18 protein-coding genes and 1 pseudogene are annotated in these 21,422 nt (G+C 70.8%); 10 read left to right on the top strand and 9 right to left on the bottom strand.

All coding sequences use genetic code 11. The features are described from left to right. Positions 1-20: 20 nt before the first annotated feature. From AC0NZQ_RS16875 to AC0NZQ_RS16885, 3 genes are read right to left on the bottom strand one after another with little or no spacing between them, the layout of a single operon-like run. On the bottom strand, positions 21-803 hold the full coding sequence (locus AC0NZQ_RS16875; protein WP_474531138.1) for a succinate dehydrogenase/fumarate reductase iron-sulfur subunit: 783 nt from the start codon (positions 801-803) through the stop codon (positions 21-23). Continuing rightward, positions 800-2,746 (bottom strand): fumarate reductase/succinate dehydrogenase flavoprotein subunit, encoded by a 1,947-nt coding sequence (locus tag AC0NZQ_RS16880; RefSeq protein ID WP_474531139.1) that lies wholly within the window; start codon positions 2,744-2,746, stop codon positions 800-802. The genes AC0NZQ_RS16875 and AC0NZQ_RS16880 overlap by 4 nt, the downstream gene beginning before the upstream one ends. Position 2,747: 1 nt before the next feature. After that, on the bottom strand, positions 2,748-3,494 hold the full coding sequence (locus tag AC0NZQ_RS16885; RefSeq protein WP_474531140.1) for a succinate dehydrogenase cytochrome b subunit: 747 nt from the start codon (positions 3,492-3,494) through the stop codon (positions 2,748-2,750). Between the two features lie 99 nt (positions 3,495-3,593). On the opposite strand from AC0NZQ_RS16885, the gene AC0NZQ_RS16890 reads away from it, so the two are divergent. Next, positions 3,594-4,490, top strand: coding sequence for a LysR family transcriptional regulator (locus AC0NZQ_RS16890; protein WP_474531141.1), 897 nt, complete (start codon positions 3,594-3,596; stop codon positions 4,488-4,490). 16 nt (positions 4,491-4,506) lie between these two features. On the opposite strand, the gene AC0NZQ_RS16895 is transcribed toward AC0NZQ_RS16890, so the two are convergent. Beyond that, entirely contained in the window at positions 4,507-5,376 is an 870-nt protein-coding gene (locus AC0NZQ_RS16895; protein WP_474531142.1) for an aldo/keto reductase, read from the bottom strand. A 51-nt stretch (positions 5,377-5,427) separates the two neighbouring features. Between AC0NZQ_RS16895 and AC0NZQ_RS16900 the strand changes: the two genes are divergently transcribed. Continuing rightward, complete coding sequence (locus AC0NZQ_RS16900; RefSeq protein ID WP_474531143.1) at positions 5,428-5,634, top strand: hypothetical protein; 207 nt, start codon at positions 5,428-5,430, stop codon at positions 5,632-5,634. Positions 5,635-5,750: 116 nt separating this feature from the next. Here the strand turns inward: AC0NZQ_RS16900 and AC0NZQ_RS16905 are convergent, their stop codons facing one another. After that, positions 5,751-6,881, bottom strand: a complete 1,131-nt coding sequence (locus AC0NZQ_RS16905) for a low temperature requirement protein A (protein ID WP_474531436.1) — start codon at positions 6,879-6,881, stop codon at positions 5,751-5,753. 72 nt (positions 6,882-6,953) lie between these two features. Between AC0NZQ_RS16905 and AC0NZQ_RS16910 the strand changes: the two genes are divergently transcribed. From AC0NZQ_RS16910 to AC0NZQ_RS16920, 3 genes and pseudogenes are all read left to right on the top strand, one after another. Continuing rightward, positions 6,954-7,424 (top strand): helix-turn-helix transcriptional regulator, encoded by a 471-nt coding sequence (locus AC0NZQ_RS16910; RefSeq protein ID WP_474531144.1) that lies wholly within the window; start codon positions 6,954-6,956, stop codon positions 7,422-7,424. Next, positions 7,421-7,833: pseudogene (locus tag AC0NZQ_RS16915) on the top strand (VOC family protein). Before AC0NZQ_RS16910 ends, AC0NZQ_RS16915 begins: the two are co-directional and overlap by 4 nt. Next, on the top strand, positions 7,830-10,184 hold the full coding sequence (locus AC0NZQ_RS16920; RefSeq protein ID WP_474531145.1) for an ATP-binding cassette domain-containing protein: 2,355 nt from the start codon (positions 7,830-7,832) through the stop codon (positions 10,182-10,184). Before AC0NZQ_RS16915 ends, AC0NZQ_RS16920 begins: the two are co-directional and overlap by 4 nt. Before the next feature lie 8 nt (positions 10,185-10,192). Here AC0NZQ_RS16920 and AC0NZQ_RS16925 read toward each other — a convergent pair whose 3' ends face one another. Beyond that, positions 10,193-10,705 carry a MarR family winged helix-turn-helix transcriptional regulator gene (locus tag AC0NZQ_RS16925; RefSeq protein WP_474531146.1) on the bottom strand — a complete coding sequence of 171 codons (513 nt, stop codon included), beginning with the start codon at positions 10,703-10,705 and terminating at the stop codon, positions 10,193-10,195. Positions 10,706-10,825: 120 nt separating this feature from the next. On the opposite strand from AC0NZQ_RS16925, the gene AC0NZQ_RS16930 reads away from it, so the two are divergent. Next, positions 10,826-12,073, top strand: coding sequence for an MFS transporter (locus tag AC0NZQ_RS16930; protein WP_474531147.1), 1,248 nt, complete (start codon positions 10,826-10,828; stop codon positions 12,071-12,073). Here the strand turns inward: AC0NZQ_RS16930 and AC0NZQ_RS16935 are convergent. Next, the gene (locus tag AC0NZQ_RS16935; RefSeq protein WP_474531148.1) at positions 12,057-12,953 is read right to left on the bottom strand and encodes a DNA-methyltransferase; all 897 of its coding nucleotides are present in this window, start codon (positions 12,951-12,953) and stop codon (positions 12,057-12,059) included. The genes AC0NZQ_RS16930 and AC0NZQ_RS16935 overlap by 17 nt on opposite strands. 313 nt (positions 12,954-13,266) lie before the next feature. Between AC0NZQ_RS16935 and AC0NZQ_RS16940 the strand changes: the two genes are divergently transcribed. The 4 genes from AC0NZQ_RS16940 to AC0NZQ_RS16955 all read left to right on the top strand — a co-directional run bounded on the left by AC0NZQ_RS16940 (position 13,267) and on the right by AC0NZQ_RS16955 (position 19,773). Next, positions 13,267-17,238, top strand: a complete 3,972-nt coding sequence (locus tag AC0NZQ_RS16940) for a Pls/PosA family non-ribosomal peptide synthetase (RefSeq protein WP_474531149.1) — start codon at positions 13,267-13,269, stop codon at positions 17,236-17,238. A 58-nt stretch (positions 17,239-17,296) separates the two neighbouring features. Beyond that, positions 17,297-18,547 (top strand): diaminobutyrate--2-oxoglutarate transaminase, encoded by a 1,251-nt coding sequence (ectB, locus tag AC0NZQ_RS16945; RefSeq protein ID WP_474531150.1) that lies wholly within the window; start codon positions 17,297-17,299, stop codon positions 18,545-18,547. Positions 18,548-18,673: 126 nt separating this feature from the next. Next, positions 18,674-19,186, top strand: a complete 513-nt coding sequence (locus AC0NZQ_RS16950; protein WP_474531151.1) for a hypothetical protein — start codon at positions 18,674-18,676, stop codon at positions 19,184-19,186. Between the two features lie 80 nt (positions 19,187-19,266). Further along, on the top strand, positions 19,267-19,773 hold the full coding sequence (locus AC0NZQ_RS16955; protein ID WP_474531153.1) for a phenolic acid decarboxylase: 507 nt from the start codon (positions 19,267-19,269) through the stop codon (positions 19,771-19,773). Here the strand turns inward: AC0NZQ_RS16955 and AC0NZQ_RS16960 are convergent. Both AC0NZQ_RS16960 and AC0NZQ_RS16965 read right to left on the bottom strand, forming a co-directional pair. Further along, positions 19,758-20,459, bottom strand: coding sequence for a GntR family transcriptional regulator (locus tag AC0NZQ_RS16960; protein ID WP_474531154.1), 702 nt, complete (start codon positions 20,457-20,459; stop codon positions 19,758-19,760). The two genes, AC0NZQ_RS16955 and AC0NZQ_RS16960, sit on opposite strands and share 16 nt — an antisense overlap. Then, the gene (locus AC0NZQ_RS16965) at positions 20,440-21,396 is read right to left on the bottom strand and encodes a DMT family transporter (protein ID WP_474531155.1); all 957 of its coding nucleotides are present in this window, start codon (positions 21,394-21,396) and stop codon (positions 20,440-20,442) included. Before AC0NZQ_RS16965 ends, AC0NZQ_RS16960 begins: the two co-directional genes overlap by 20 nt. Positions 21,397-21,422 lie beyond the last annotated feature (26 nt).

Consider the following 21,422-nt stretch of genomic DNA (forward strand, 5'->3'; position numbering starts at 1 on the left):
CCGGCGCAGGGCCGGTACGGCTACTTGCCGCGCAGCGCCTTGCGGTACTCCCGGTTCATCTCGACGATGCTGAAGAAGGGGATCTCCTTCGGGCAGGAGGCGACGCACTGACCGACGTTGGTGCAGCCGCCGAAGCCCTCCTCGTCCATCTGCTCGACCATGCCGAGCACCCGGGCGGTCTTCTCCGGCTGGCCCTGCGGCAGCGCGTTGAGGTGCGCCAGTTTGGCCGAGGTGAAGAGCATCGCCGAGCCGTTGGGACAGGCGGCGACGCAGGCCCCGCAGCCGATGCAGGTCGCGTTGGTGAACGCCTCGTCGGCCACCGCCTTCGGCACCGGGATGTTGTTGGCCTCCGGGGCCGATCCCGTGGGCACCGAGATGTAACCGCCGGACTGGATGATGCGGTCGAAGGACGACCGGTCCACGACGAGGTCCTTGATGACCGGGAAGGCCGAGGCACGCCAAGGCTCCACCTCGATGGTGGCGCCGTCGGCGAACTCCCGCATGTGCAGCTGGCAGGTGGTCGTCTGCACCGGACCGTGGGCCCGGCCGTCGATGCACATGCCGCAGGAGCCGCAGATGCCCTCACGGCAGTCGTGGTCGAAGGCGACCGGGTCCTCGCCCTCCAGGATGAGCTTCTCGTTCAGGACGTCGAGCATCTCCAGGAACGACATGTCGTCGCTGACCTCGTCGACCTGGTAGTCGACGAAGCGACCCTCGGTCTCGGGGCCGGCCTGCCGCCAGACCCGGACGGTGATCGTCTTCAGCTTCTCGTCGGTGGGACGTTCCATCTTCATAGTGCTCATGCGTAACTCCGCTGTGCGAGGTGCACGTTCTCGAATTCCAGTGCTTCCTTGTGGAGCACCGGGCTCTTGCCGACGCCGGTGTACTCCCACGCCGCGACGTAGGAGAAGTTGTCGTCGTCGCGCTCGGCCTCGCCGTCGGGCGTCTGGTGCTCCTCGCGGAAGTGGCCGCCGCAGGACTCCTCCCGCGCCAGCGCGTCGAGACACATCAGTTCGGCGAACTCAAGGAAGTCGGCGACCCGGTTGGCCTTCTCCAGCTGCTGGTTGAGCTCCTCGCCGGTGCCGGGCACCTTGACGTTGGTCCAGAACTCCTGCCGCAGCTCCGGGATGCGGGACAGCGCCTTGCGCAGCCCCTCCTCGTTGCGCGCCATGCCGCACATGTCCCAGACGAGCAGGCCCAGCTCGCGGTGGAACGAGTCCACCGTCCGGTTGCCGTTGATGGCCAGCAGCTTGTCGATCCGCTCGCGAGTCTCGGTCTCGACCTGCGTGACGGCCACGTCGTCGGGGCGGACGTCGCCCAGCTTCGCCGTGGCGAGGTAGTCGTTCAGTGTGGGCGGCAGCACGAAGTAGCCGTCCGAGAGCCCCTGCATGAGAGCCGAGGCGCCGAGGCGGTTGGCGCCGTGGTCGCTGAAGTTCGCCTCGCCGATGGCGAAGAGGCCGGGGATGGTGGTCTGCAGGTCGTAGTCGACCCAGAGTCCGCCCATCGTGTAGTGCACGGCCGGGTAGATGCGCATCGGCACCTCGTACGGGTTCTCGGCCGTGATGCGCTGGTACATGTCGAAGAGGTTGCCGTACTTGGCCTCGACCGCCTCGCGTCCCAGACGCTGGATCGCGTCGGCGAAGTCGAGGTACACGCCCAGCCCGCCCGGTCCGACGCCGCGGCCCTCGTCGCACTGGTTCTTCGCGGCGCGGGAGGCGATGTCGCGGGGGACCAGGTTGCCGAAGGACGGGTAGATCCGCTCCAGGTAGTAGTCGCGCTCGTCCTCGGGGATCTCGTTCGGCGGACGCTCGTCGCCACGCTTCTTCGGCACCCAGATGCGGCCGTCGTTGCGCAGCGACTCGCTCATCAGCGTCAGCTTGGACTGGTAGTCGCCCGAGCGCGGGATGCAGGTCGGGTGGATCTGGGTGAAGCACGGGTTGGCGAGATAGGCACCGCGCCGGTGCGCCCGCCAGATCGCCGAGGCGTTCGAGCCCTTGGCGTTGGTCGAGAGGTAGAAGACGTTGCCGTAACCGCCGGTGGCCAGGACGACGGCGTCGGCCAGGTGCGTGGTGATCTCACCGGTCACCAGGTCGCGCGCGACGATGCCGCGGGCGTGACCGTCGATGACGATGAGGTCGAGCATCTCGGTGCGCGGGTGCATCTCGACGTTGCCGGCGTCGATCTGGCGCGAGAGTGCCTGGTACGCGCCGATCAGCAGCTGCTGGCCGGTCTGGCCACGGGCGTAGAAGGTGCGCTGCACCTGGACGCCGCCGAAGGAGCGGGTGTCGAGCAGGCCGCCGTACTCGCGCGCGAAGGGCACGCCCTGCGCGACGCACTGGTCGATGATCTGACGCGAGATCTCGGCGAGCCGGTGGACGTTGGACTCGCGGCTGCGGAAGTCGCCACCCTTGACGGTGTCGTAGAAGAGCCGGTGCACCGAGTCGCCGTCGTTGCGGTAGTTCTTGGCGGCATTGATGCCACCCTGCGCCGCCACCGAGTGGGCGCGACGCGGCGAGTCCTGGAAGCAGAACTGGATGACGTGGTAGCCCTGCTCGGCCAGCGTCGCACCCGCCGAGCCGCCGGCCAGGCCGGTGCCGACGACGATCACGCGGTGCTTGCGCCGGTTCGCGGGGTTGACCAGCTTCGCCTCGAACTTGCGGGTCTCCCAGCGGTCCTCAATGGGACCGGCAGGGGCCTTCGTGTCGGCGATGGGGTCGCCGACGGTGAAGTCGGTGTAGTCACTCATGTCAGCTCACGATTCCTGTCATCACGGCGACGGGGACGAGGATGAAGCCGCCGGCGATGACCACGGCCAGGGCGCTTCCCACGGCCTTGATCGCCTTGTCCCGGCGCGGGTTGTTGATACCCAGGGTCTGCGACGCGCTCCAGAACCCGTGGTTGATGTGCAGGCCGACGGCGATCATGCCGACGATGTAGATGACGTTGACCCACCAGACCTGGAAGTCCTGCTCCACGTTGTCGTAGACCTGGCCCTCCTTGAAGGTGCCCTGGTGCGTGGTCCCGACGGTGAGGTCGAGGATGTGCCAGACGATGAACAGCAGCAGGATGACACCGCCCCAGCGCATCGTCCGGGTGGCGAAGGTGGCCTTCACCGGCCGGTTGGCGCGGTACTTCACCGGACGCGCCTTGATGTCGCGGCGCGACAGCTGAGCCGCGGCGACGACGTGCAGCACGAGGGCCACCACGAGGATCGTCCGCACGATCCAGAGGAACCAGGCGCCGTGCAGCAGCGGCTCACCAACGGTGCGCAGCCAGTGCGCGTACTCGTCGAAGTCCTTGGGACCGAAGAAGATCTTCAGGTTCCCGAGCATGTGCACGAGCAGATAGGCGAGCATCACCAGGCCGGTACCGGCCATGACGAACTTCTTGCCGATGTTGCTCTGCCAGAGGGCGAGCAGGCCCTGCCGGTGTCGCTTCTTGGGGGTGGCGGGCGCGCGTCCGGGCCCGGCCTTCTTGGTCTTCGGCTGTGACATCACCACAAAAGCCGACCGTAGTCCGAATCCTTCAGAGAGGAAACAGATGAGTTCACTGCTGCCGATAGATAATTGCTATGACGCGCGTACTGTAAGCGTGTGCAGTTGCATCAGCTCGACTACTTCGTCGCCGTCGCCGAGGCTCGCCACTTCACCCGCGCGGCCGAGGCTCGCAACGTCGCGCAGCCGACGCTGTCGCAGCAGATCGCGGCGCTGGAGCGCAGCCTCGGCGCCCGGCTCTTCACCCGCGCCCCAGGAAATATCGAGCTCACAGCCGCCGGACAGGAACTGCTGCCTATCGCGCGGCGCATGCTCGCCGAGGCCGACAACGCCCGGCGGGCGATGCGCGAGCTCACCGATCTCAAGCGTGGTCAGGTCCGGCTGGGTGCCACGCCGAGCCTCTGCACCGGGCTCGTCCCCGACATCGTGGGGGAGTACCACCGACGCCATCCCGGTGTGGCGATAGTCATGACCGAGAGCGGCTCGCGGGACCTGCAGTCCGCGCTGGCCAACGGCATGTTGGATCTGGCGCTGCTGGTGGACTCCCGCGCGCAGGACGATCCGGGGCTGGTCACCGAGCCGCTCTTCGTCGAGGAGCTGGTGGTGATCAGCTCGCCCGACCTTCCCGCGCCGACCGGCCGCGCGCGGATGCGGATCAGCGAGCTGCGCACCAAGCAGCTAGTCATGTTCCGTGAGGGCTACGACCTGCGCGAGACGACACTGCGCGCCTGCCGGGCCGAGGGATTCGAGCCCACCTTCGCCGTCGAGGGCGGTGAGATGGACGCCGTCCTCGGTCTGGTCGCTGCCGGGCTCGGCGTCGCCGTGGTGCCGAGCACCGTGGTCGGCGACCGCTTCCGGGTGACGCCGCTGGCCTCGCCGGGCCTGGCCCGGACGGTGCAGGTGGCCCGGCGCAGCGGGGTGGAGCTGTCCCGCGCTGCGGCCGAGCTCGCCGATGCCATCGCCGCCTACACCGACACCGCGCTGACGGCGGTCTGATCTGACCGCGGTGTGATCAGTCTGCGTTCAGCCGGGCCAGCTGGTCGTCGCTGAGCTCCAGCTCCGCAGCGGCGGCCGAATCGGTGATCGAGGAGGGCCGCTTGGCACCGGGAATGGGGATGACGTTCGGCGCCTGTGCCAGCTCCCACGCCAGCGCCACCTGCTGCGCGCTGACGCCGAGCTCGTCGGCGACGTCGGCGAACGCGGGGTGCTTGTCGGCGAGCTCCTTGGCGTCCCCGAGACCACCCAGCGGGCTCCAGGGCAGGAAGGCCAGGCCGAGCTCGGCGCAGACCTCGATCTCGGCCGCGCTCGACCGGAACGCCGGCGAGAACTGGTTCTGCACGCTGGCCAGGTGATCGCCCAGGACGGCGTGCGCGTCGCGGATCTGCTGCGGGTTCGCGTTCGACAGGCCGATGCGGGCGACCTTGCCGCTGTCGGCGATCTCCTTCAGCGTGCCGATGACCTCGGCGTAGTCGACCTTCGGGTCCGGACGGTGGTGCTGCCACAGCGCCAGCTGCTCGACGCCGAGGCGCTGCAGGCTGTCGTCGACGGCCCGGTGCAGGTGCTCGGCGGAGCTGTCGGTGTCCCAGCCGCCGCCGTCGGTCCGCACGTGGCCGCCCTTGGTGGCGAGCAGCACGCGGTCGCGAACGCCCAGCTCGTCGAGCAGCGAGGCGATGAGGCGCTCGTTCTCGCCCTGGGCCTGTGCGCCCTTCTCGTCACCGGGGCCGTAGGCGTCGGCGGTGTCGAAGAGGGTGACGCCGGCGTCGAGGGCGGCGCGGACGGTGTCGAGCAGCTGGTCACGGGGCTGGGTGCCGGTCTGGTCGAAGGTCATCAGGCCCAGTCCGATCGCGCCGACTGTTGCGTTGCCGATCTGTCGTGTCTTCATCCTGGTGTCTTGCCCGTTGCGGCGTGGCGCTTCCCACCCGGCGCTGGCCGGGTGACGATGGTGCACGACAGCCGGGGACGAGCGGGGGACACCGTGACGGCACTGCGTAACGCAAGGCGAAGCCGGGCTCGCCGTCCGCGGCCGCGACCCCGGCGGCACCACGTCGCCCTCGCCACCGTCGCGGCCGTCGTCACCCTGGCGCGGGCCTTCGCACGCCGGACGGTCGGCGCCGCACTCGGCGCGCTCGCCGCCGCCTGACCCGGTCGCCGCCGCTCGGAGATCGAGCGGACGGTTCCCGTGTGGCGACGCAGCATGGCTGCGCCCGCGTGTCGACCCTGCCCGTCGCCACACGCCGAGCCAGCGCGAGGCAAGGATCAGTGCTCGGAGCCGGCCACCGGTGGATGCCGGACCAGGACGACCACGATCAGGGCCATGATCACCGCGGTGAGGGTGAAGGGCACCGGGATGACCGGGTCCAGGAGCACCAGCACGGCACCCAGCGGGACCGCCACGTTGACGACCCGGTCCGCGTTCTCGCGCAGCGCGATCCACCAGGTGCCGAGCACGAAGATCGCGATGGGGACGGTGACGGTGAACGAGGCGGCGACGTCGCCGAGCCTGCTGTGATCGGTGAGCACGTCGATCTCCACCTCGATCCCGGCCGAGAACGCCCCGGCCGCAGCGAAGACGAAGTAGTGCACGTAGCCGTAGCGCAGCGAACGGGCCAGCGTGGTGATGGCGTGATGATGCGGTGGCCAGAAGTAGATCCACCACAGGGCGGCGGTCACCACGAAGGCCAGCACCGAGACCGAGACGAGGGGACCGAGCGCTTCGTCGTCGTGAAACGCCTCGATGATCGCGTTCGCCGAGGCCAGCAGGCTCTCGCCGAGCACGATGAGCGTGAAGAGTCCATAGCGCTCGGTGATGTGGTGCGGGTGCCACGGCGTCTGCCCGCCCACATGCTCGGCGAGGGCGGGAATGGAGATCTCCACCGCGACCAGCACGACGAAGACGACGATGGCCGCCGCACCGTGCAGCAGCAGAAAGGCGAGCCACAGCACCTGGACCACCGCGATCGCGCCGGCGTAGATCCGCGCGGTGCGTCGCAGCGGTCCCGCGGCCGCCGAGGCCCGCAGCCACTGCGCGATGAGCGCCAGCCGCATGAGGACGTAGCCGGCGACGACGACGCCGTAGTGGTGGTGGAAGGCATCCTCGACGCCGGCGGCGAGGACCAGCACACCGGCCATCTGGACGAACGTCAGCACCCGGTAGAGCCAGTCGTCGGTGGCGAACGACGTGGCGAACCAGGTGAAGTTCATCCACGCCCACCAGATGGCGAAGAAGACGAAGGCGTAGCCGAGGACGCCGTCGGCCACGTGCGCCCCGGTGAGCTGATGGTGCAGGTTCACCGCGGCGATGCTCACGGCGACGACGAAGACCAGGTCGAAGAAGAGCTCCAGCGGGCTGGCCGTACGGCCGGGCTCGTGCGGGTCGCGCGGGCGCATGGGACTGAGCCGGAACGAAGTGACCACAGCGGCACGGTAGTGCCCGGGCACGACTGGTGGGAGCATGCCGCGGTGACGAGTCGACCGGAGCCGACGGCCCGGCTGCGCGAGCTCGCACTGCTGCGCCGCGTCCGGGACCGCATCGACCGCGACTTCGCGCAGCCGCTGGACGTCGAGGCGCTGGCGCGCGGGGTGCATCTGTCGGCCGGTCACCTCAGCCGCGAGTTCCGCCGCGCTTACGGCGAATCGCCCTACAGCTACCTCATGACGCGTCGCATCGAACGGGCCATGGCCCTGCTGCGGGTGGGGGAGCTGTCGGTGACCGAGGTCTGCTTCGCGGTGGGGTACGGCTCCCTGGGGACCTTCACGACCCGCTTCACCGAGCTCGTCGGGATGTCGCCGGGCCGGTACCGCGATCGCGCGGCGACCGCACCGGGCCAGTTGCCACCCTGCGTCGCCAAGCAGGTCACGCGCCCCGTCCGGCGGTCGGTCAGGAATGGAGAAGTGTCCGACGTGGCCGGCGTCCTACCGTCTCGATCATGACACTCACGATCGCCTACAGCTTCCTCGCGCACGACGACCCCGAGGCCTCGCTCGCCTTCTACCGCGACACCCTCGGCTTCGAGGTCCGCCAGGACGTCGGCAGCGGCACCATGCGCTGGCTCACCGTCGGACCCCCGATCAGCCCGGTACGGCGATCGTCCTCGCCCCGCCCGGCGCGGACCCCGGCGTCACCGACGACGAGCGGCGGGTGATCGCCGAGATGATGGCCAAGGGCACCTACGCGATGCTCGCGCTCGCCACCGACGACCTCGACGCCACCTTCGCCACGCTGCAGGCGGCCGACGTCGACATCGTCCAGGAACCGACGCAGCAGCCCTGGGGTATGCGTGACTGCGCCGTCCGCGACCCCGCCGGAACCCTGATCCGTATCAACGAGGTGCGTGCATGACGGCAGCCGACGGCCACGACGTGATCCGCGTCCACGGCGCGCGGGTGAACAACCTGCGCGATGTCAGCATCGAGCTGCCGAAGCGACGGCTGACCGTCGTCACGGGCGTCTCCGGGTCCGGGAAGAGCTCGCTGGTCTTCGGCACCATCGCCGCCGAGTCGCAGCGCCTGATCAACGAAACCTACAGCGCCTTCCTGCAGGGCTTCCTGCCGACGCTGGCCCGGCCGGACGTCGACGTCCTGGAGGGACTCACCACGGCGATCGTCGTCGATCAGGAGCGGATGGGCGGCAATCCGCGCTCGACGGTCGGCACCGCCACCGATGCCTATGCCCTGCTGCGCATCCTCTTCAGCCGGCTCGGCACCCCACACCTCGGCTCGCCGCAGGCGTTCTCCTTCAATGTCGCGTCGGTCAGCGGTGCGGGGGCCGTGACGACGACGAAAGGCGGCCGCGAGGTCAAGCAGCGCCGGAGCTTCAGCGTCACCGGCGGCATGTGTCCGCGCTGCGAGGGGCGGGGCCTCGTCAGCGACGTGGACCTTGCCGCCGTCTACGACGGGTCCAGGTCACTGCGTGAGGGGGCGCTGCTCGTCCCCGGCTACAGCATGGACGGCTGGTACGGCCGCATCTTCGCCGGCGCCGGGTTCCCCCTGGATCGACCGGTCGACAGTTTCGGCAAGCGCCAGCTCGACAAGCTGCTCTACGGCGAGGCCACCAAGATCACCTTCGAGGGCGTCAACCTCACCTTCGAGGGCGTGATCACCAAGCTCCGCAAGACGATGCTGGCCAAGGACGTCGAGTCGCTGCAGCCGCACGTCCGGGCCTTCGTGGAGCGGGCGGTGGTCTTCGGCACCTGCCCTGAGTGCGACGGCACCCGGCTCACGGCGGCGGCGCGGTCGTCGCTGATCGACGGGGCGAGCATCGCCGACGTCTGCGCGATGGAGATCCGCGACCTCGCGCGCTGGGTGCGGCGGCTGGACGAGCCGTCGGTCGCACCGCTACTGGCCGCCCTCGGCGACACCCTCGACTCCTTCGAGCGGATCGGCCTGGGCTACCTCACCCTCGACCGGCCCGCCGGCACGCTCTCGGGGGGCGAGGCCCAGCGCACGAAGATGATCCGGCATCTCGGCTCGTCGCTCACCGACGTCACCTACGTCTTCGACGAGCCGACGGTCGGGCTCCACCCGCACGACATCGCGCGGATGAACGAGCTGCTGCTGCAGCTGCGCGACAAGGGCAACACCGTGCTGGTGGTCGAGCACAAGCCCGAGGCGATCGAGATCGCCGACCACGTGGTGGACCTCGGCCCCGGCGCGGGGCGCGAGGGCGGCGAGATCGTCTTCGCCGGCTCGCTGGCGGGGTTGCGTGCCTCGGGGACGCTGACCGGCCGACACCTCGACGACCGCGCGCAGCTCAAGGACGCCGTCCGCACCCCGACCGGGACACTGCCGATCCGCGGCGCCTCGACGAACAACTTGCGTGACGTGGACGTCGACCTGCCGCTCGGTGTCCTGGTCGTCCTCACCGGCGTGGCGGGCTCGGGGAAGTCGTCGCTGATGCGCGAGGTCGTCGGCCGTGAGGACGTCGTCGCCATCGACCAGGCTGCGATCAAGGGTTCACGCCGGAGCAATCCGGCGACCTGGACCGGACTCCTGGAACCCGTCCGCAAGGCCTTCGCGAAGGTTAACGACGTCAAGCCGGCGCTCTTCAGTGCCAACTCCGAGGGTGCCTGTCCGAACTGCCAGGGCGCAGGCGTGGTCATCACCGACCTCGCCGTGATGGCCGACGTCGCGATGCCGTGCGAGGTCTGCGAGGGCAGGCGCTTCGATGCCGCCGTCCTGGACTACCGCTTCGGCGGGCTGGACATCAGCGAGGTGCTGGCACTGTCGGCCGACCGGGCGAGGACCTTCTTCGCCCCGGACGGCGACGGCGCGCTCCCGGCGGCGTACCGGATCGCCGAGCGCCTCGTCGATGTCGGCCTGGGCTACCTGACCCTGGGCCAGCCGCTGACGACGCTCTCCGGCGGGGAGCGACAGCGACTGAAGCTGGCGAGCCGGCTCGGTGAGAGCGGCGGGGTGATCGTCCTCGACGAGCCGACCTCCGGCCTGCACCTCGCCGACGTCGGTCAGCTGCTCGGGCTGCTCGACCGCCTCGTCGACGGCGGCCGCTCCGTCATCGTCATCGAGCATCACCAGGCCGTGATGGCGCACGCCGACTGGATCGTCGATCTCGGCCCCGGCGCCGGTCAGGACGGCGGCACCGTCGTCTTCGAGGGGACTCCTGCCGACCTGGTCTCGGCGGGCGAGACGCTCACCGGACGGCATCTCGCGGCCTACGTCGGCGCGGCGGCGTAGCCGGGTCGTCAGCGGCGGTGGCCGCGCCGGGGCGTCCCGCCGGCCAGCGCCTTCTCCAGCAGCTGCGCAAGGGTGGCCCGCTCGGCGTCGGTGAGGGGGGCGAGGATCTCGGTCTCCTCGGACTCCACCTCCAGCACCGCGGTGCGGAACAGCTCCCAGCCACTACGGGTCAGCGACACCAGCGAGCGGGTGCGGTTGCTGGGGTCCGGTTGCCGCTCGATCAGGCCACGCTCGACCATGCGGTCGAGCCGGTGGGTCATGGTCGAGGCCGAGACGCCGGCCGCCTCGGCGAGGGCGGAGGGATGCGACGAGCCGTTGCGCCCGGCGACGGCGAGGCTCTGCAGCACCGGCCACTCGGTGCGGGCGATGTCGATCTCGTCGAAGCGCTCGGAGTAGAAGACGTCCAGACGTCGGGACAGGCGTGAGATAGCGGTGACGATGCGCTGCACCGTCTCGGCGGCGCCGGCCTCGGTGTAGACGCGGACAGCGCGCTCGTACTCCGCCCACGGGGTGCGTGCCATGCAGGCACCCTACGGCGCGTGAGCGTGGTCACCCGCCGTCGCGGCGGGAACAACCGGCGCGGCGCGGATGCTTACTCTTTCGATATCGAAGTTCGATCTGCAAATATTGATTGTCGAAGTGTGAGTTCCGCTGTGCGTTCCGTCCCCACCCGTCTCGTCGTCCTGCTCGTCGGCGCCTCCCTCGGCTCGGTCGGCTGGGGTGCCGTCCTGCCCTTCCTCTACGCAGACCTGGCCCAGGCCCGCGGGCTGGGCCCGTCCGTGGCGGCGCTGGTCTTCACCGCCTTCGCCGTGGGCTCGCTCGTGGCGGCGCCGCTCGCCGGCCGCCTGGCCGACACCCGCTCGCCGGTCGCCGTCGCGACACTGTCGCGATTGGCGATGGTGGCCACCATCGTGGTGCTCATGGCCGCCGGCGGTGCGCCCGTCCTGGTACTCGCGGCAGCCGGCTACGGCGCCTCGCTCGCCGTCATCCAGCCGGCTGTCTCGGTGATGGTGCTGGAGCTGACGCCGCTGGTTCGCCGTCGCGACGTCTTCGCCTGGCAGTTCATCGGTCTGAACCTCGGCCTCGCCCTCGGCGGAGTGGTGGGCGGACACGTGGTCGACCTCACCACGCGCCACGGTGCCGCGCCGGCGTACGCCTTCGCCGCGCTCTGCTGCGTGCTCTCGGCGCTGCTCGTCGCCGCCGCCGGGCGGGGCACCTCGCCGGCCGCCGCCGTCAGGCCGGGGGAGGCCCTCGTGGCCGACGGCGTGCGCTACCGCGCCGTGCTGGCCGCGCCGGGGGTGCGCTGGCTGCTCGCCGTCACCGTCCTGCTGACCCTGGCCTGTTACGCGCAGTTCGACTCCGGCCTGCCCGCCTATGCCCTGAGCGTGCTGGACGTCGCCCCCGCCACCCTCGGGTCCGCCGTGGCCCTCAACGCCGTCCTCGTCGCGATCCTCACCGCCCCGGTCGTCCGACTGACCCGCCGGGTCGCTCCGGCGAAGCTGCTGGCGCTCTGCGGCGTGCTGTGGGTCGGGGTGTGGCTCGTCCTCGCGCTGCCGCTGTTCCACGCCGGTCTCGCCTCGACGGTGATCGTCGCCGGGTACGCGCTCTTCAGCGTCGGCGAGACCATGCTGGCCCCGGTCCTCACGCCGCTCGCGGCCGCGCTCGCGCCCGAGGGCGCAGTCGGACGCACGCTCGCCGCGCTCACCGGCGCGCAGACCTTCGCCACCGCGGTGGGCCCGGGCCTGTCGGGGCTGCTGCTGGGCCTGGGCGCACCCGCCGTCTTCATCGTGCTGCAGGTCCTCTGCTGCGCGCTGGCCGTCGTCGGCGCGAAGCGCCTGCACCATGCGGTCGGCCACCTGCGCCGCGCGGAGCTCAGCCTGGCTCGCTGAGCCCGTCCGCGGTCGGCGGGAGCGCGACGAACCGCGGGCCGTCGCCGAGGCGGGCGCGCATCACGGCGATCGCCTCGGCGTTGCTGTCGACCAGCACGTAGCGCCGACCGTGATCGGCGGCGACCTTGCCGAGCGTGCCGCTGCCGGCGAAGAAGTCCAGCACCCAGTCGCCGGGACGCGAGGAGGCCTGCACCATGCGGCGCAGCACGCCCTCGGGCTTCTGGGTCGCGTAGCCGGTCTTCTCCCTGCCCGTCGGCGAGACGATGGTGTGCCACCAGACGTCAGTGGGGAGCTTGCCGCGCGCCGCCTTCTCCGGCGTCACCAGGCCGGGCGCCATGTAGGGCTCGCGGTCGACGCTCTCGGCGTCGAAGTGATAGCGCTTCGGATCCTTGACGTAGACGAGGATCGTGTCGTGCTTGGCCGGCCACTTCGAGCGTGACCGGGCACCGTAGTCATAGGCCCAGATGATCTCGTTGAGGAAGCACTCCCGGCCGAAGAGCGCGTCCAGCAGCACCTTGGCGTAATGCACCTCGCGGTAGTCCAGGTGCAGGTAGAAGGTGCCCGTCGGGGCCAGCAGCCGCCAGGCGTGCTCCAAGCGCGGCTCCAGGAAACCCCAGTAGTCGGCGAAGGCGTCGTCGTAGCCGGTCACCACACCCTTGACCGTCTCGTAGCTGCGGCCGTGGAACCCCACGCGGGTTCCCGTCGCCGAGCGCACCGTGCTGATCGACTGCCGGCGCTGTGGCCGGCCGGTGTTGAAGGGCGGGTCGACGTAGATCAGCTGGAAGAACCCGTCCGGCAGGAGCGGCAGGATCTCGTCGTTGTCGCCGTGGACGACGAGATCCGGACCCGCCGCGTCCACGGTGATCGACGGCGAGGTCATGGCGACACGCTAGCCGCCGGCGGCCGGGGCCCTCCCGGCACCGGATTCGGGGCGGTCCGAGGCTATGTGCCGGGTGTGAGAATCCGTCGCCTCGGCGTCCGCAGCATGCCTCGAACCTGGTGAATGTCCGCATTTTACTCACGCAGAGTAGTCAGATATCACGCAGCGTGATCAACCTGCGTACGGGCTGATGAGGAGCTGACGGAGCGCTGGGGGAGCAGTGGCATCGCCACAGCCAACCGGGTCGAGCATCCGTCTCGACGGCGCTGCTCCACCCCGGACGCGGCGCGACGAGTGGGTCTCGGAGGCCACGGTGACGTCCACGCCGCTGCGCGACGATGCGCGGATCCTTGTCGACACCGCCGGTGACCAGCGCAGCCGCTGGTGCGACGGACAACGCCTGCACGACGTGCTGGCCGGCGCGCTCGCCACCCACGCCGACCGGGTCGCGCTCGATCACGGGGAGCGCCGCACCACCTTCGCCGAGCTCTCCCGCCACGCCGACCGGCTGGCGCATCGGCTGCTCGAGCACGGCGTCACGGCCGGCGACCGGGTGGCGCTGCTGCTGGACCGTGCCGAGGAGTCGCTGCCCGCGATGCTCGCGGTGAGCCGTCTCGGGGCGGCCTACGTGCCGCTCGACACCGGCTTCCCGGCCGATCGCATCGCCTACATCTGCACCGATGCCGCCGTCGCGGTCGTGCTCACCACCCCGCAGCTGCGGGAGCCCACGAGCCGGATCGTCGACACGGCTGTCGTCGACACCGGTGACCTGCCCGCGGCCGTCGAACAGCTTCCCGATCTTCCCCGAGCCGGGATCGACGAGCCCGCGTACGTCATCTACACCTCCGGCACCACGGGACGACCCAAGGGCGTGCAGGTGGCCCACTCGGCCATTGCGAACTTCCTGCTCGTGGCGAGCGAGTGCTACGGCTACCGGGCCGGCGACCGGGTGTACCAGGGCATGACCGTCGCCTTCGACTTCTCCGTCGAGGAGACCTGGGTCCCGCTGCTCTGCGGCGCCACCCTCGTGCCACGGCCGGCCGGGGGAGCCCTCGTCGGCGAGGACCTCACCGATTTTGCGCAGGAGCGCGGTATCACCGCGATCTGCTGCGTGCCGACGCTGCTGGCGACCCTCGACGAGCAGCGGCTGCGCGACCTGCGGCTGGTGCTGGTGTCGGGAGAGGCGTGCCCGCAGGACCTGGTCACGCGCTGGGCTCGACCGGGTCGCCGCATGCTCAACGTCTACGGCCCCACCGAGGCCACCGTCACCGCGACCTGGGCGGTCGTGGACGCCGCCCGACCGGTGACGCTGGGCCGACCGCTGCCGACCTACACCATCGTGCTGCTCGATCCCGAGGCCGACGCCCTTGCCGCGCCCGGTGCCGACGGCGAGATCGGCATCGCCGGCCCCGGCCTGGCCCTCGGCTACCTCGACCGCGACGACCTCACCGCCCGGGCCTTCGTCCCCGACTTCGTCGGGCTGCCGCACAACCCGTCCGGGCGCATCTACCGCACCGGTGACCTGGGGCGCATCGATGCCGACGGCCTGCTGCACTACCTCGGCCGCATCGACACGCAGGTGAAGATCCGCGGCTACCGCATCGAGCTCACCGAGATCGAGTCGGTGCTGCTCACGGTCCCCGGCATCGCGGCAGCGGTCGTCGACACGTGGGAGTTCGCCGCCGGGCTGACCGAGCTCGTCGCCTACTACACGGTGCGCGCCGGCGCCGTGGCGGTCACCGAGGACGGCATCGCCGCGGCGCTGCGGGAACGGCTGCCGAGCTACATGGTGCCGTCCTGGTTCGAGCAGCTCGACCGGATCCCGCTCACGACCAGCGACAAGATCGACCGGCGTGCGCTGCCCGCTCCGACGGGACGGCGCCGCGTGACGGGCGACCACGTCCCGGCCGCCACCGCGACGGAGGCGGGTCTGGCCCGCGCGCTGGCCGACGTGCTGGGGCTGCCGCAGGTGTCGGTCACCGCCCACATGATCACCGAGCTGGGCGCCAACTCGCTGTTGCTGTCCCGGTTCTGCGCGCTGTCGCGCGACACCGGGGTGCCCGTCTCCATCCGCGACGTCTACCGGCTGCCGACCATCAGGGCGCTGGCCGATCAGCTCGACGCCGGCGGGGGAGCGGTCGCCGCGGTGCCGACCGTCCGTCAGCGGGCGCCGCATCGCGCCACCACGGCTGCCTTCGCGCTGACCGGCTGCGCGCAGCTGCTGGCGGTCGCGGCCTACGCCTGGCTCGTCGCCATCGTGGCGGGACTCGGCTACGACCTGCTCGGTGAGGCGTCCGGTGGTGCCGTGCTGCCCAGCCTGGTCGGCGTCGCGGCCGGCGGCCTCGTCGCCAACACCGTGCTCCCGATCGTGGTGAAGTGGCTGCTCGTCGGACGCTGGCGAGCCGGGGAGATCCGGCTCTGGTCCCCGGCCTACCTGCGCTTCTGGATCGTCCGCACCGCCATCCGCTCCAGCGTCGTCGGTCTCGCCGCCGGGACACCGCTGCACAGCGCCTACCTGCGGCTGCTCGGCGCCAGGATCGGACCGCGGGCGCTCGTCCTCACCCGCCACCTGCCGGTGGCCACGGATCTGCTCACCATCGGCGCCGACGCCGTCATCGGCCGCGACGCCCATCTGGCCGGCTATCACGCCGAGGCGGGCCGGCTGCGGCTGGACCGCATCTCGATCGGCGAACGGGCTTTCGTCGGCGAGAACAGCGTGCTGGACGTCGACACCGAGCTCGGTGCGGACGCCGAGCTCGCCCCGAGCTCGGCGCTGCTCGCCGGACAGCGGGTGCCGGCGGGTTCGGTCTGGCACGGCTCGCCGGCCGAAGCGGCCACCGGGGTGACGAGCTATCGCGGCACGGTCCCGACCGCGGCCGCGGGCCGATACCGGTGGCGCGGCCGGGTCGGCGCCGTGCTGCAGGCGGTCGGCCTGCTGATGGTCGTCACGGTGGCGCTCGCCGTCGACGTCGGCCTCGCCGACCCCTTCGCGCACGTCTCCGCAACGGTCGGGACGCTGCTGCTGCTCGCAATGGCGGCAGGGGTCGTCCTGGTGACCGTGATCGGCTCCTTCGGGCTGGCGCTGCTGGCCTCCCGGCTCGGCCGCCGGCTGCAGCCCGGCGTGGTCTATCCGACGGTCGGACGGCATCGCGCGCTGCTGCGCTTCGTGGACATCGCGAGCAACCGGCCGTTCCTCGTCTCCCTCCTCGGGGACAGCGAGCTCGTCACCGGTTACCAGCAGCGACTCGGGTGGCAACTCGGCACCATCGAGCAGACGGGGTCCAACTTCGGCACCACCCACCGGCACGACGTTCCCACCCTCACCGGTGTCGGCCGGGGAACCATGATCAGCGACGGCCTCTCGGTCGCCAACGTGCAGTGGTCCAGCACCGGTTTCCGCGTCGCGCACGTCGCCATCGGCGATCGCAACTTCCTCGGTAACAAGATCGTCTTCCCGGTCGGTGCGGCGGTCGGTGAGAACGTCCTGCTCGCGACGAAGGTGCTCGTGCCGGCCGACGGCGAGCTGCGTCGGGACACCGGCCTGCTGGGGTCCCCGGCCTTCGAGATCCCCCGCTCCACCGGCGCGCCGCACGTCCTCGACCTGCCGGCCGAGGAGCTGGCACGTCGGCTCCGGGCCAAGCGCCGGCACAACCTGGCGAGCATGGCGCTGCTGCTCGGTGTCCGGTGGCTGGAGCTCGTCCTGCTCGGGGCCCTCGCTGCCCTGGGTGTCCGGCTGTACCCGCTGCTGGGGTCGGGGGCGCTGGCGGTGGCGGCGTTGCTCGCCGTCCCGTCCAGCCTGCTCCTGCTCGCCCTCGCCGAGCGGTCGGTGCGGCGGTGGCGGCCGCTCGAACCGCGCACCTGCTCCATCACCGAGCCGGCGTTCTGGCGTCACGAGCGTCTGTGGAAACTGCTCACGCCCTACCTCGCCGTACTCGACGGCACTCCGTTCAAGGCCTGGGCACTGCGACTGGTCGGCGTTCGGGTGGGTCGTCGCCTCTTCGACGACGGTGCCGCCATGCCCGAGCACACCCTGGTCCGTCTCGGGGACGACTGCACCCTCGGCGCCGGTGCCGTGATCCAGTGTCACTCGCTCGAGGACGGCACCTTCACCTCCGACCGCACCACCCTCGGCGACGGGGTGACGCTCGGCGCCGGCGCCTTCGTCCACTACGGGGTGGAGCTCGCCGACGGCGTCACGATCGCCCCGGACTCCTTCGTCATGAAGGGCACCCGCGCGACCGCCGGCGCGCGCTGGCACGGCAATCCCGCCGTCCCCACCAGCTGAACTGCTCATTTCGCGCACCTCCGCGCAAACCCATGCCGTCATCATCGAAGGGACAGCCATGACCATCTACGACCAGCTCGAGTCCGAGGTCCGCAGCTACTGCCGGCAGTGGCCGGTGGAGTTCGACACTGCGCAGGGGAGCACCCTCGTCGATGTCGACGGCCGGGAGTACCTCGACTTCTTCGCCGGCGCCGGAGCGCTGAACTACGGGCACAACCCGGCCCGCCTCAAGCACGCGCTGCTCGCCCACATCGACCGGGACGGGGTGACCCATGGCCTGGACATGCACACGGCGGCCAAGCGTGAGTTCCTGGAGACCTTCCGCGATGTCGTCCTGGAGCCCCGCCACCTGCGCTACAAGGTGCAGTTCCCCGGCCCGACCGGCACCAACGCGGTGGAGGCGGCGCTGAAGCTCGCCCGCAAGGTGACCGGACGGCAGACCGTCGTCCACTTCACCCACTCGTTCCACGGCATGACCCTGGGAGCGCTGGCGGTCACCAGCAATCCCCGAAAGCGCAAGGGCGCCGGCGTCGCCCTCACCCACACTGTCCCCATGCCCTTCGATGGCTACCTCGGCGAGGGGCACCGGCCCTTTGCCTGGTTCGAGTCGCTGCTGTCCGACCGCGGTTCCGGCCTGGATCGCCCGGCCGCCGCCATCGTCGAGACGGTGCAGGGGGAGGGGGGTCTCACCGCCGCCAGCGTCGCGTGGCTGCAGGAGCTCGCCGCCATCTGCGCTCGTCACGACATCCTGCTCATCGTCGACGACGTCCAGATGGGCGTGGGACGGACCGGCCCGTTCCTTTCCTTCGAGGTCGCCGGGATCGAGCCCGACCTGGTCTGCCTGTCCAAGTCGATCTCGGGTTTCGGGCTGCCGATGTCGCTGCTGCTCATCAAGCCCGAACACGATCAGTGGACGCCCGGCGAGCACAACGGCACGTTCCGCGGCAACAACCACGCCTTCGTGACGGCCACCGCAGCGCTCGACGCCTTCTGGCGCGACGACGCCCTGCAGCAGGGGACGCTGCGCAAGGGCGAGCACGTCGCCGAGCGCCTCAGCCGGGTCATCGGCGACCGTCCCGGCCTTGCGGCTCGGTTGAAGGGCCGCGGCCTGGCCCGTGGCCTGGAGTTCGCCGACGCCCCGCTGGCGGACAAGATCTCGGCCGCTGTCTTCGAAGCCGGCCTGCTCATCGAGACGGCGGGGCCGGACGATCAGGTCCTCAAGCTCATGCCGCCGCTGGTCATCACCGACGACGAGCTCGATCGTGGCCTGGACATCGTCGTGGAGGCCATCGATCGCGTCACCGGGTGAGGATGCCCCTCACGTTATGTCAACTTCTCGGGTAGCGGCCCCGGGGAGCGGGGAGCGGGGAATCTCCACCCCGCCTCCACCCCGGGGCCGATGCGAGGTCCGCGTTCGCCGACGAGCATCGACGGCATGGTCAACACGCTCCTCGGGCTCGCCGTCCTGGTCCTGCTCGTCGTTCGGCAGACCGTCCCGCGCCGCGTCAAGGAGGACGGCTCGCTGCGACCCGCGCTGATCCTCGGCGGCATCGGCTTGGTGCAGACGATCGGCGCCGTCCGCGCGGCCGGCAGCGTCCCCGCGGCAGCCGTCGGCCTGCTCGTCCTCAGCCTCGCCGTCGGTGCCGGTTTCGGCGTGTGGCGCGCGACGACCGTCAGGCTGTGGCGCGACTCGGCGGGTGCACTGTGGCGACGCGGGACGACGTGGACGGCGACACTCTGGATCGTCGGAATGGCCGTACACCTTGCCGGCGATGTCGTGATCGACAGGATGGCCGGCGCGCCGCACCATCTCGCCGGGGCGACGGTCATGCTCTACCTGGGCGTCTCGCTCGGTGCGCAGGCCGAGGCCATCCGTGCTCGGGCCACCCGGGCGGAACCTCGTTCCCTTGCGCCGATAATGCACATTATGTCATTCCGAGAGGATTGATCCGGCACCGCGGGTGGCTCTGCCGGTGGGCGGCAATACCCGACCGAGGCCGTTCGTCCGCTTCGTGCCAGTCTGGCCTCATGGTCCAGAACCTCTTCCCCGCGCAGGATCTCTCCGGACTGGTGGGGCATCGTTTCGTCTACACCTACGCCAACGGCTGGCAGTACGAGATGTACGTCAAGAACGCGACGACCATCGACTACCGCATCCACTCCGGCCACGTCGGCGGCCGGTGGGTGAAGGACCAGACCGTCGACCTGGTGAGGCTGGACGACGACTGCTACAAGGTCTCCTGGACCGAACCCACCGGCACCTGCGTCGCCGTCAACGTCCTGCCGCACCGCGGGATCATCCACGGCGTGATTTTCTTCCCGCGGTGGATCGAACTGGACGGACAACGCACGGTGCTGTTCCAGAACGACCACCTGGAGCTGATGCATCGCTACCGCGATGCCGGCCCGACCTACCCGATCCACGTCGTCCCGGAGTTCGCGCAGATCACGCTGTTCGAGCAGGTCGGGGTCGACGACGACGAGGTGATCGCCTGCGCGCCGCAGGACCTGCCGGCCGGCTACTTCGACCGCTGAGGCGGCGACGGTGACGCTCGGTGAGCATCCGCCGCGCGCGCCTTCACGATGAGCGCGGTGCTGTGGTCGAGATGGTCCCGGACGGCGTCGGGGCCGCGGGACATCAGCTCGTCCAGGTAGCCCTCGTGCTCCGCGGCCAGCCCGGCGACCGTGTAGTCGGGCCGGACGTGCACCAGCAGCAGCAGCATCTCCGAGTGCAGGCGGCGGTAGGCGTCGGTGATGCGCGGACTGTCCGCGGCGGCGACGACGGCGGTGTGCACCGCGGCGTGGGCGGTGGCGACGGCGGGCCAGTCGTCGCCGGCCGTCCCCCGCATCGCGGCGATGGCTGCCAGGATCGGCGCCAGAACGGCGTCGGGCCAGTCGTCGCCGTGTCGTTGCCGCAGCAGCCGGACGGCCTCGCTCTCCAGCGCCCCGCGCAGCTCCTGCAGCGCGCGGACGTCGGCGTCACTGAAGCTGGTGACACGCACGCCCCGATACGCCTCGGCGAGGACGAGCCGCTCGTCGGCGAGACGAGCCAGCGCGGCGCGCACCGTGTGTCGCGAGACGTCATGAGCCGCAGCGAGTTCCTCCTCCCGCAACGGCGTCTCCGGCGGCATCTCGCCGGCGAGGATCTGCCGCCGCAGCTGGTCGGTCAGCAGCGCCGTGCCGGTGGGACCCGGCGGCGCGTCACGCCGGCGCGGGGACACCGGACTCCCCCGGTACGCGTCGACGGGCCCCGAGGACGGCCAGCCCGGCACCCAGGACGACGACTCCCAGTGCCGCCGGCGCGCTCACGTGCTCGTCGAGGACGACGACGCCGAGGACGGCGGCACAGAGCGGCTCGGCGAGCGTCAGCGTGGCGACGGTGCTCGCCGCCAGCGTGCGGAGCCCGAAGCCGAAGAGCAGGTAGGCGACGGTGGTGGTGACGATTCCGAGCCAGAGGACGAGGGCGATCCCGCGACCGGTGAGCAGCCAGCCGGGGCCCGAGGCCAGCAGCACCGGGACGGCGACGACGCCTGCCCAGCCGAAGAGCGCCGCCATCGCCCCCTCGGACGACCAGCCGCGGTCCACCAGTTCCTTGGCCGCGACCGCGTAGAGGGAGTACGAGATCCCGGCGGCCAGCGACCAGACGATCCCGGCGTGGACGTCGGCGAGCCCGCCGTCGGCCACGCCGGCCACGAGGGCCAACCCGACGAGGGCCAGGGCTGTGGCCAGATACCAGCGCGGCTGAGGCCGCTGACCACGCAACAGCGCATCCAGGACGCCGGTCGCCACTGGCGCGGAACCGAGTGCCACCACCGTGCCGATGGCCACGCCGTTGGACGACGTCCCGGCGAAGAAGGCGGGCTGGTATGCCAGCACCCCCAGCGCCCCGCCGACCACGACGAGACGGCTCGGCACCCGCGCCAACGCTCCGTATGCCGACGGTGGCGCTCCCCCGGCGACGATGCCGCCGACTCCGGCGACGGTCCTGTCGCTGCGAGCGCGCCGCAGCAGGACGAGGGCTGCGAGCAAGCCACCGCCCAGGGCGATGCGTCCCGCGCCGATCGACAGCGCCGACGCGCCGGTGTCGGCAAGGGCCTTGGACGTTCCCGTGGTGGCAAAGCACACCGCCGCCGCCAGCACAGCCAGGATCGATCTCACCGGAACATTGTTACACAATGCTCGGA

It is taken from the genome of Jatrophihabitans sp. sgz311053, from assembly GCF_056135305.1.

What these genes read in the sequence shown, in the direction of transcription:
- AC0NZQ_RS16935 (WP_474531148.1), bottom strand. Translation starts at nt 12,953, where the DNA reads ATGACCTCGCCGTCGATCACCGTGGACGCGGCGGGTCCGGATCTCGTC.
- AC0NZQ_RS16950 (WP_474531151.1), top strand. Translation starts at nt 18,674, where the DNA reads ATGGTCAACACGCTCCTCGGGCTCGCCGTCCTGGTCCTGCTCGTCGTT.
- AC0NZQ_RS16925 (WP_474531146.1), bottom strand. Translation starts at nt 10,705, where the DNA reads ATGGCACGCACCCCGTGGGCGGAGTACGAGCGCGCTGTCCGCGTCTAC.
- AC0NZQ_RS16895 (WP_474531142.1), bottom strand. Translation starts at nt 5,376, where the DNA reads ATGAAGACACGACAGATCGGCAACGCAACAGTCGGCGCGATCGGACTG.
- AC0NZQ_RS16875 (WP_474531138.1), bottom strand. Translation starts at nt 803, where the DNA reads ATGAGCACTATGAAGATGGAACGTCCCACCGACGAGAAGCTGAAGACG.
- AC0NZQ_RS16905 (WP_474531436.1), bottom strand. Translation starts at nt 6,881, where the DNA reads ATGCGCCCGCGCGACCCGCACGAGCCCGGCCGTACGGCCAGCCCGCTG.
- AC0NZQ_RS16880 (WP_474531139.1), bottom strand. Translation starts at nt 2,746, where the DNA reads ATGAGTGACTACACCGACTTCACCGTCGGCGACCCCATCGCCGACACG.
- AC0NZQ_RS16920 (WP_474531145.1), top strand. Translation starts at nt 7,830, where the DNA reads ATGACGGCAGCCGACGGCCACGACGTGATCCGCGTCCACGGCGCGCGG.
- ectB (WP_474531150.1), top strand. Translation starts at nt 17,297, where the DNA reads ATGACCATCTACGACCAGCTCGAGTCCGAGGTCCGCAGCTACTGCCGG.
- AC0NZQ_RS16955 (WP_474531153.1), top strand. Translation starts at nt 19,267, where the DNA reads ATGGTCCAGAACCTCTTCCCCGCGCAGGATCTCTCCGGACTGGTGGGG.
- AC0NZQ_RS16885 (WP_474531140.1), bottom strand. Translation starts at nt 3,494, where the DNA reads ATGTCACAGCCGAAGACCAAGAAGGCCGGGCCCGGACGCGCGCCCGCC.